The sequence below is a fragment of the Leucobacter ruminantium genome (assembly GCF_017565705.1).
Classification (GTDB): Bacteria; Actinomycetota; Actinomycetes; order Actinomycetales; family Microbacteriaceae; genus Leucobacter; species Leucobacter ruminantium.
This window is the reverse complement of the sequence record NZ_JAGDYL010000002.1, coordinates 20,525-28,943: the sequence shown is the minus strand read 5'-3', so window position 1 is coordinate 28,943 and position 8,419 is coordinate 20,525. Positions and strand designations below refer to the sequence as shown.

The following is an 8,419-nucleotide window of genomic DNA, read 5'->3' as shown; positions in this document are numbered from 1 at the left end:
GGTCGCTGATATTTCGGGTGCCCCGGCGACCTGAGTTTCGGACGAACTGCTCGATCTGCGTCCCGTTGTCTTCGCACCATTCCACACCTCCGCGCTTGGGGTGTTGCGACAACCGATTGAATCCACCCTGCGATCCACGATCCGTGTGCAGCACACACCCACGCACGTCTCCGCGGCGAAGCACGGCGTTGTTCAACGCAGCTACCGCAAGTGCGGAGGTCATGCGCGCGTCGATGGAGTAGCCCACGATTCGGTTCGACCACACGTCTTTCACCGCGCACAGATACAGCTTGCCTTCACTCGTCCAATGCTCGGTGATGTCCGAAAGCCATAATTCGTTCGGGGCAGCAGCTACGAACTCGCGCTGCACGAGATCGTCATGCACGGGCGGGCCGGGCTTCCGACCTTTCCCACGTGTCTTCTTCCCGAATGCTGACCACCAGCCCTGGTCACGGCAGAGTCGCCACGCGGTTCGGTCGCACATTGATTCACCGAGGCTCTTCGCTTCGTCTGCGAGGAATCGGTACCCGAACTCGGGATCCTCAAGATGGGCGTCGTGGAGCGCGTTCGCGCGATACGCCTGCACGAGGTCACGTTCAGTCACTGGTGTGTTCAGCCAGCGGTAGTAAGGCTGGCGGGCAAGCTTCAATACCCGGCACGACACCACGACGGGAATCCCGTCGACGGCGAGCTCTGTTACGAGCGGGTAGAGCCTTTTCCCGGCAGGTGCGCCTGCGAGAGATACGCGGCCGCACGGCGAAGCACTTCGACTTCTTGCTCGAGGAGCTTGTTGCGTTTGCGGAGCTCACGAAGTTCAGCATTCTCAGACCGTGTGACACCGGGTTTCTGGCCCTGTTCGATGCGTTCTGCTCGGAGCCATTTATCGAGGGTGCCGACATGGATGCCAAAGTCTTTCGCGATCTGCGCGAGCGTCACTTCTGGGCCACGATCCAACGCGATTCGGATGACGTCGTCGCGGAACTCTTTCGGGTAACGAGGGGGCATAGGTTCATCCTTCCAGGCCAGCCGAAACTAGCCATGTTGAATGTCACCTAAACGTGCATCAGACCCATCTCTCCGGATTCGCGGCCGTCGTCTACCTGACTGCCCCCGTGTGCTACCTGGTGTTCGGAGTGATGCCCGTGTCCGCGTGGAGCGTCGACTTCTTCGCGCGGTTCATCCCCTACTTCGTCGTCAATCAGATCCTGTTCGTCGTCGTCGCCAGGGGGATGCGCACCTGGCGCGGCCAGCAGTACTCCCTCGCGCTCTTCCCCGTCTGGATCCGGGCCTGCTGGACGGCGGTGGCGAACGTGGCGTTCGGCAGGCCCCTGAACTTCGCGGTGACGCGGAAGGACGGCCGCGATCCCCGAGGGGTGCCGTGGCGCGAGATCTGGCCGCAGCTGGCGGCGATCGCGATTCTCGTCGTGGCGCTGCTCATCGGCATCGCGCGACTCGCTGTCGGAACGGCCGACGGCACGGGTACGCTCGTCAACACGGCCTGGGTCGTCTACGACCTCGTGGTGCTGAGCGTCATCGTCCAGGCGATCCGCTACCGCGGGCCGGCGACCCACCCCGTCACACCGACGGCCAACGAAGGAGCGGCATGAACCTCGTCACCACCGACCACGGCGACTTCTCGGTGATCTCGATCGCCGGCCGCCTCACCGCCTCCGGCGCCCCGCTGCTGCGGAACGCCGTGAACGACCTCGTCGACGAGGGGACGGCGCGGATCGTCGTCGACCTGGAGCAGACGGAGTTCGTGGATTCGTCCGGCCTCGGCGCGCTCATCGGCGGCCTCAAGCGGGCGAGGGTCGCCGGCGGCGACCTGCGGATCGCGGCCGTCCCGGAGGCGGTGCAGACCGTGCTGCGGCTCACCAACCTCGACCGCGTGCTCAGCCTTCACCCGACGCCGGAGACGGCGTTCGATGGACGCTGAGAGTCGGGATCCGGTCTCGCGGGAGATCCGCGGCGGCGTCGATCTCGCCTTCGCCGACCGCGTGCTCGACGAACTCGATGAGCTGTGGCGGACGGCCGCCTACGTCCCCGATCTCGATCGGACGCTGTTCGCACTCGCGATCAGCGAGGTGCTCACCAATATCGTGCGGCACGGCGGTGCGGCGACGGACGCGAGTGGAGCCGTGGCTGAGATCGTGGTCGAACTCGAGGTCGCCGAGAGCCGACTCGAAGCAGTGATCCGCGACAGCGCCCCTCCGGCCTCGATCGACTGGGAGGCGGTCGCGATGCCGGCAGCCGAGGAGGAATCGGGGCGGGGCCTCGCGCTGGCCCGGTCCGCGCTCGACGACTTCCGACACGACGCCGAGGCCGATGGGAACGTCTGGACCCTGCGCCGCGAACTGAGCTGACGGTCTGAAGGCCCGGGTGCCCGGCCTCTGGACGAACTGCTCGGCTCGAGCGCGATCGGTAGCGATCGCACACGAGCCGAGGGGAGGGGCCTCATGCGGGATCCGACGACCCCAGGGACCTCTTGACAACGACCGCTGACCGCTGTGTACTTAAGTCATTAACTAATTAAGGAATATACGAAATGGTCGCATCGGATTCGCTCAGCCTCGTATTCGCCGCGCTCGCCGACCCCACGCGCCGCGAGATCCTCTCGCGGCTGGCCGAGGGGCCGGCGACCGTGGGGGAGGTCGCGGCGCCGTTCTCGGTGAGCGCCCCCGCGATCTCGCAGCACCTGAAGGTGCTCGAGCGCGCCGGCCTCGTCTCCCGCACGGCGCAGGCACAGTGGCGCACGCTCACGATGCGGGCTGAGCCCCTCGACGAGGCATCGGCCTGGGTGGAGCAGCACCGCCGCGAGTGGAACCTTCGTCTCGACGTGCTCGAGAAGCACCTCGAGACCATGAAGACCATGAGGACCAGTGAAACCGAGAAGACCAGATCGATGATCCCGGATGCCGAGGAGGCAGAATCATGACCACCACCGATCCCTCACGCGCGGAGGCTCCCCAGTTCACCATCACGCGCGTCTTCGACGCCCCGCGCGACCTCGTCTGGCGCGCCTGGACCGAGCCGGCCGAACTGGCGCAGTGGCTGCACCCCTTCGGGGTCTCCACCGACAGCGTCTCGTACGACGTCCGCGTCGGCGGGCGCTACCGGTACACGATGACGAACGACGAGACCGGCGAGAAGTTCCCGACGGGCGGGGAGTTCATCGAGGTGGAGCCGTTCGACCGGCTCGTCTTCACCTGGGGCGAGCCCGACGCGCCCGTTGACGGAGCCCCGGTCATCGCGTTGACCCTGATCCCTCGGGGCGAGCGCACCGAGCTCGTCTTCCACCTGCGCGGGCTCGAGGGCAAGCCAGGAGACGGCTTCGTGTACGACGGCTGGGATGAGGCCCTCACGAACTTCGGACGGCACCTCGCAGGCGAGAAGCTGGGCTGAGCCGTGGCCGTCAGGATGGACAACGTCGGCATCGTCGTCGAGGACCTCGGCCCGGCGATCGAGTTCTTCGTCGAACTCGGGCTCGAACTCGAGGGCCGCAGCATGGTCGAGGGACCATGGGCCGGGCGCGTCACGGGCCTGGGGGATCAGCGCGTCGAGATCGCCATGATGCGCACCCCCGACGGCCACGGCCGCCTCGAACTCTCGCGCTTCCTGGAGCCCGATGTCGTCGCCGACAACAGGCGCGCCCCCGTGAACGCCCTCGGCTACCTTCGCGTCATGTTCGAGGTGGACGACCTCGACGATACGCTCGCCCGGCTCTCCGAGCGGGGCGCCGAGCTCGTCAGCGACGAGGTGGTCCAGTACCACGACGTGTACCGCCTGTGCTACATCCGAGGCCCGGAAGGGATCCTTATCGGGCTCGCCCAGAGCCTCCTCTGACAGTCCTCGGCGTCCGGGGGTCGGATGAGAGTGCCGCGATCAGAGCGGGTGGTTCGCGGGCTGATCTCGCGAGGGATCCCTCGCCCTGCCGCCCCTCGCGGCGCCGAATATGCGAGGGTGGAGGGGTGACCGAAGGGGAGGACCGGATGACGCAGCTGCCAGGCGAGCCGGAGACGGACGGTGCCGCCGTCGCGATCGTCACCGGCGGAAGCAGGGGGATCGGCGCCGAGATCGTACGCCGCCTGGCCCGCGCCGGCCTGCACGTATTGCTCGTCTACGGCAGCGACGACCGCGAGGCGGCCGCGACCGCCGAGCGCTGCACGACGGAGACCGCGCGGGTCGTCCCGTTCCGGTGCGACATCGCTGCGCCAGGGGCTCCGGAGGCCGTGTTCGACCGCGCGGATCGGCTCGGCACGCCGGTGGTGCTGGTCAACAACGCCGGCGTGACGGGGCGGATCAGCGCACTCGCCGAATCCGACCCGGAAGGGATCCGGCGCGCCATCGACGTCGACCTCACCGTGACGATCATGCTCTGCCGGGAGGCCATGATCCGCTGGACGGGCGGGGCGGAGGACCGCGCCCGCAGCATCGTCAACGTCTCGTCGGTCGCTGCCAAGACCGGGGCGCCGGGGGAGTACGTCTGGTACGCCGCGGCGAAGGCGGGCGTGAACGCCCTGACCACGGGTCTCGCGGTCGAGGCCGCTCCGCACGGCATTCGCGTGAACGCGGTGAACCCGGGCACGACGGACACGACGATCCACGCGCGAGCCGGGCGCTCCGACCGCGCCGCGGTGGTCGGAGCGCGCTCGCCGATGGGGAGGCCCGCGCAGCCCGACGAGATCGCCGCCGCCGTCGAGTGGCTCGTCGGCTCCGATGCGAGCTACGTCAACGGGGCGACTCTCGACGTCACCGGGGGCACGCGCTGAGGCCCGGCGCAGGACGGCCCGCTCGCGGCGCGCAAGCCCCCTGACACTGGGCGCGCACCGGCCTATCGTGGAGCGATGACCGTCATCATCGCCTTCCTCGCGAACGTGCTCGTCGCCATCGCCAAGACGATCGCGGCCCTGGTGACCTCCTCGGCGTCCATGGTCGCCGAGGCCGCGCACTCCTGGGCCGACGCGGGCAACGAGGTGTTCCTCCTCCTCGCCGATCGGCGCAGCGCGCATCCGAAGGACGCGCGCCATCCGCTCGGCTACGGCCGCCGCGCCTTCGTGTGGTCGCTCGTCGCAGCATTCGGCATCTTCACCGCAGGCGCGATCGTCTCCGTGATGCACGGCATCCAGGAGTTGGGGGCGGACGAGCCGGTCGAGAACCCGCAGCTGGCGTATCTGATCCTGGGGATCTCCTTCGTGCTCGAAGGGGCCTCGTTCGTGCAGGCCTTCCGGCGTTCGCGCCGTCTCGCGCGCGAGCGGCGGGCCTCGACCTGGGACTTCGTGCTGGGCACGAGCGACACGACGCTGCGCGCCGTGTTCTTCGAAGACGCCGCCGCGCTGATCGGCCTGTCGATCGCCGCCGCCTCGATCGGGCTGCACCAGCTCACCGGCGTCGCCGTGTGGGACGCGGTCGGTTCGATCCTCGTGGGGCTGCTGCTCGCGGTGGTGGCGATCGTGCTGATCGGGCGGAACATGGCGTTCCTCGTCGGCACGACGGTCACGCGCGAGGAGTGGCGGCGGGTCGGCGCCGCGCTGCTCGAACTGCCCGAGGTCGAGCGCGTCACCTACCTGCACGTCGAGTACGTGGGGCCGAACCGGCTCTTCCTCGTCGCGGAGGTCGATCTCGCGGGCGACGGCCGGGAGCACGAGGTCGCTTGGCGGCTCCGGGAGATCGAGCGAGGGATCGAGACCCACGAGGTGATCGAGAAGGTCGTGCTCTCGCTCTCCGTCGCCGACGAGGCCGCGCTCGAGTTCGGGCATCGCGCAGCCTCTTAGCTCCTCGGCGGAGCGGTGTCTCGGTGAGGGATCCCGGGGTTCACCGGCGCGAGGGATCCCTCATCGCCCGCCCCGGCCGCTGTTGCGCGCCCGCACCGCGAGCAGCGCGCAGCCGACGACCGCGACGCCTCCGAGGATCGTGGGCCAGCCGATGCGCTCGCCCAGCAGCAGCCCCGCCCAGAGGATCGTCATGACGGGCTGGGTGAGCTGCACCTGACTGACCTGCGCCATTGGACCGATGGCGAGGCCGCGGTACCAGGCGAAGAAGCCGAGGAACATGCTGACCGCGGCGAGGTAGGCGAAGGCGCCCCACTCGACGGGCGTGGCCGTCGGCGGGTGCTGTGCGATGGCGACGCCCGTGAGCAGGATCATCAGCGGCGAGGCGAGCACGAGCGCCCAGGAGATCGTCTGCCACGACCCGAGCGAGCGCGAGAGCAGGCCGCCCTCGGCGTAGCCGATCGCGCAGACGATCACGGCCGCGAACAGCAGCGCGTCCGAGCCGTGGAGGCCTGCGAGTCCGCCGCCTTGGACGGCCGCGAAGCCGATCGCGGCGATCGCGCCAAGAGCGGCGGCGAACCAGAACAACCGCGCCGGGCGCTCGCCCGTTCGCAGTACCGCCGCTACGGCGGTGGCGGCGGGGAGCAGGGCGACCACGACCGCGCCGTGGCTGGCGGGCGCGGTGATGAGCGCGAAGGAGGTGAGGAGCGGGAACCCGGCGACCACACCTCCTGCTACCACGGCGAGCTGCGCCCACTGGCGCCCGCGTGGAAGCGGCTGCCGGGTGACGAGCAACGCTGCAGCCGCGAGTAGGGCGGCGATCACGGCGCGGCCCGACCCCACGAACAGCGGTGACATGTTCCCGTGCTCGACGGCGATGCGGGTGAACGGCATGGTGAACGAGAACGCGGTCACGCCGAGCAGGCCCCACCCGATACCGGCGCGAGAGGTCAGTAGCGGTTTCGATGAATCGAGAGTAGCGGTATCGTTGTCTGTCATGACCAATAGTAGCAGTGACCGCATCGTCGCGGCGCTCCGCGAGTGGGTGGCCACCGCGCCGGCGGGCGCTCGGCTGCCATCGACGCGCTCGCTCGTCGCCCGCTTCGAGGCGAGCCCGGTGACCGTGCAGAAGGCGCTCCGCACGCTCATCGGGCAGGGGATCATCGAGTCGCGGCCGGGCGTCGGCACCTTCGTGCGGGCGGTGCGCACGGCCCGCCCGCACGACTACGGGTGGCAGACCGCTGCGCTCGGCGCGCCGCCGCAGCGCATCCCCACCGCGTCCGCCGCGCTGCGCGCGGCTCCGAACGACGTGATCGCGCTGCACTCCGGCTACCCCGACAAGCAGCTCCTGCCCGAGCGCCTGGTGCGGGCCGCATTCACCAGAGTCGCCCGCAGCGAGGCCGCGGTGAACCGCTCGCCCGCGGCCGGCCTACCCGACCTGCAGTCGTGGTTCGCGGCAGAGCTCGGCGAGGCCACCCCGTCCGGGTTCGCCCCGCCCGCGGCGAGCGACGTCGTCATCCTGCCCGGCAGCCAGAGCGGGCTGAGCACGCTCTTCCGCACCCTCGTCGGGGCCGGCCGCCCCCTGCTCATCGAGTCGCCGAGCTACTGGGGCGCCATGCTCGCGGCGGCCCAGGTCGGGGTGCAGCTCGTGCCGATCCCGAGCGGGGTGCACGGGCCGAACCCCGACGACCTGGAGCGCGCCTTCGCGCAGACCGGTGCGCGCGCGTTCTACGCGCAGCCCACCTTCGCGAACCCGAGCGGCGGGCAGTGGTCGCCCGAACTCGCCGAGCGGGTGCTCGGCATCGTGCGCGACCACGGCGCGTACCTCATCGAGGACGACTGGGCGCACGACTTCGGCATCACAAATGACCCGGCTCCGCTCGCCGCACGCGACGATGGCGGCCACGTCGTCTACATCCGATCCCTCACCAAGAGCGTCTCGCCGGCCGTGCGCGTCGCCGGCCTCATCGCCCGGGGCCCCGCTCGCGACCGCATCCTCGCCGACACGCAGGCGCAGGCTATGTACGTCAGCGGTGCGCTGCAGGCCGTCGCCCTCGACGTCGTGACGCAGCCCGCCTGGCGCACGCACGTGCGCTCGCTGCGCGCCCAGCTCACGTCGCGCCGCGATCTGCTCGTCGGCGCGATGAGGGATCACGCCCCGGCCGCGCACATCGAAGCCGTGCCTCGGGGCGGCCTGAACCTCTGGGCCAGGCTCCCCGACGACACGGATCTGCACCGCCTGGTGCGCGACTGCGAGGCCGAGGGCGTGGCGATCGCCGCGGGGGACGACTGGTTCCCGGCCGAGCCCACCGGGCGCTACCTGCGCCTCAACTACTCCGGTCCCAACCCGGGCGCCTTCGAGGAGGCCGCCCGCGTGATCGGTGCGGCCATCGAGGCGCAGTAGGGGCGGAGTGGCCGGCGCTCGCTCGATCAGCAGGGCGGCTCGCCTACCGTGATCCAGTCGTAGGCATCGGCGGTCTCCCGATCGGGGCCGGGCATGACAGCCATGCCGCTCACGGGCGAGTTCACGACGTTGTTCACCGTGATCATGATGTCCTCCTTCCCGATCGTCTTCGACCGGGGCATCACGCCCCGGTCGAGGCGGTGATCATCGTGGTGAGCGATGCAACGCCGGATCCGCGTCTACTATT

At 69.7% G+C, this 8,419-nt stretch carries 10 protein-coding genes and 1 pseudogene; 9 read left to right on the top strand and 2 right to left on the bottom strand.

The features are described from left to right. Positions 1-82: 82 nt before the first annotated feature. A pseudogene (locus J4H91_RS15440) lies at positions 83-1,005 on the bottom strand (IS3 family transposase); the annotation flags it as partial. A gap of 53 nt (positions 1,006-1,058) precedes the next feature. On the opposite strand from J4H91_RS15440, the gene J4H91_RS02170 reads away from it, so the two are divergent. The 8 genes from J4H91_RS02170 to J4H91_RS02135 all read left to right on the top strand — a co-directional run bounded on the left by J4H91_RS02170 (position 1,059) and on the right by J4H91_RS02135 (position 5,771). Then, positions 1,059-1,607 (top strand): hypothetical protein, encoded by a 549-nt coding sequence (locus J4H91_RS02170; protein WP_208044620.1) that lies wholly within the window; start codon positions 1,059-1,061, stop codon positions 1,605-1,607. Then, the gene (locus tag J4H91_RS02165; protein ID WP_208044619.1) at positions 1,604-1,936 is read left to right on the top strand and encodes an STAS domain-containing protein; all 333 of its coding nucleotides are present in this window, start codon (positions 1,604-1,606) and stop codon (positions 1,934-1,936) included. The genes J4H91_RS02170 and J4H91_RS02165 overlap by 4 nt, the downstream gene beginning before the upstream one ends. Then, positions 1,926-2,363 (top strand): ATP-binding protein, encoded by a 438-nt coding sequence (locus tag J4H91_RS02160; protein ID WP_208044618.1) that lies wholly within the window; start codon positions 1,926-1,928, stop codon positions 2,361-2,363. The genes J4H91_RS02165 and J4H91_RS02160 overlap by 11 nt, the downstream gene beginning before the upstream one ends. A gap of 182 nt (positions 2,364-2,545) precedes the next feature. Next, positions 2,546-2,935, top strand: coding sequence for an ArsR/SmtB family transcription factor (locus J4H91_RS02155; RefSeq protein WP_208044617.1), 390 nt, complete (start codon positions 2,546-2,548; stop codon positions 2,933-2,935). Continuing rightward, entirely contained in the window at positions 2,932-3,402 is a 471-nt protein-coding gene (locus J4H91_RS02150) for an SRPBCC family protein (RefSeq protein WP_208044616.1), read from the top strand. The genes J4H91_RS02155 and J4H91_RS02150 overlap by 4 nt, the downstream gene beginning before the upstream one ends. A 3-nt stretch (positions 3,403-3,405) precedes the next feature. Next, the gene (locus J4H91_RS02145) at positions 3,406-3,843 is read left to right on the top strand and encodes a VOC family protein (RefSeq protein WP_208044615.1); all 438 of its coding nucleotides are present in this window, start codon (positions 3,406-3,408) and stop codon (positions 3,841-3,843) included. Between the two features lie 146 nt (positions 3,844-3,989). Beyond that, positions 3,990-4,769: an SDR family NAD(P)-dependent oxidoreductase gene (locus J4H91_RS02140; protein WP_208044614.1), complete on the top strand. Its 780-nt coding sequence runs from the start codon at positions 3,990-3,992 to the stop codon at positions 4,767-4,769. 75 nt (positions 4,770-4,844) lie between these two features. Continuing rightward, complete coding sequence (locus J4H91_RS02135) at positions 4,845-5,771, top strand: cation diffusion facilitator family transporter (RefSeq protein WP_208044613.1); 927 nt, start codon at positions 4,845-4,847, stop codon at positions 5,769-5,771. 60 nt (positions 5,772-5,831) lie between these two features. On the opposite strand, the gene J4H91_RS02130 is transcribed toward J4H91_RS02135, so the two are convergent. Continuing rightward, positions 5,832-6,767, bottom strand: coding sequence for a DMT family transporter (locus J4H91_RS02130; protein WP_208044612.1), 936 nt, complete (start codon positions 6,765-6,767; stop codon positions 5,832-5,834). Here J4H91_RS02130 and J4H91_RS02125 point away from each other — a divergent pair. After that, complete coding sequence (locus tag J4H91_RS02125) at positions 6,766-8,172, top strand: aminotransferase-like domain-containing protein (RefSeq protein ID WP_208044611.1); 1,407 nt, start codon at positions 6,766-6,768, stop codon at positions 8,170-8,172. The two genes, J4H91_RS02130 and J4H91_RS02125, sit on opposite strands and share 2 nt — an antisense overlap. The last annotated feature ends 247 nt before the right edge of the window (positions 8,173-8,419 follow it).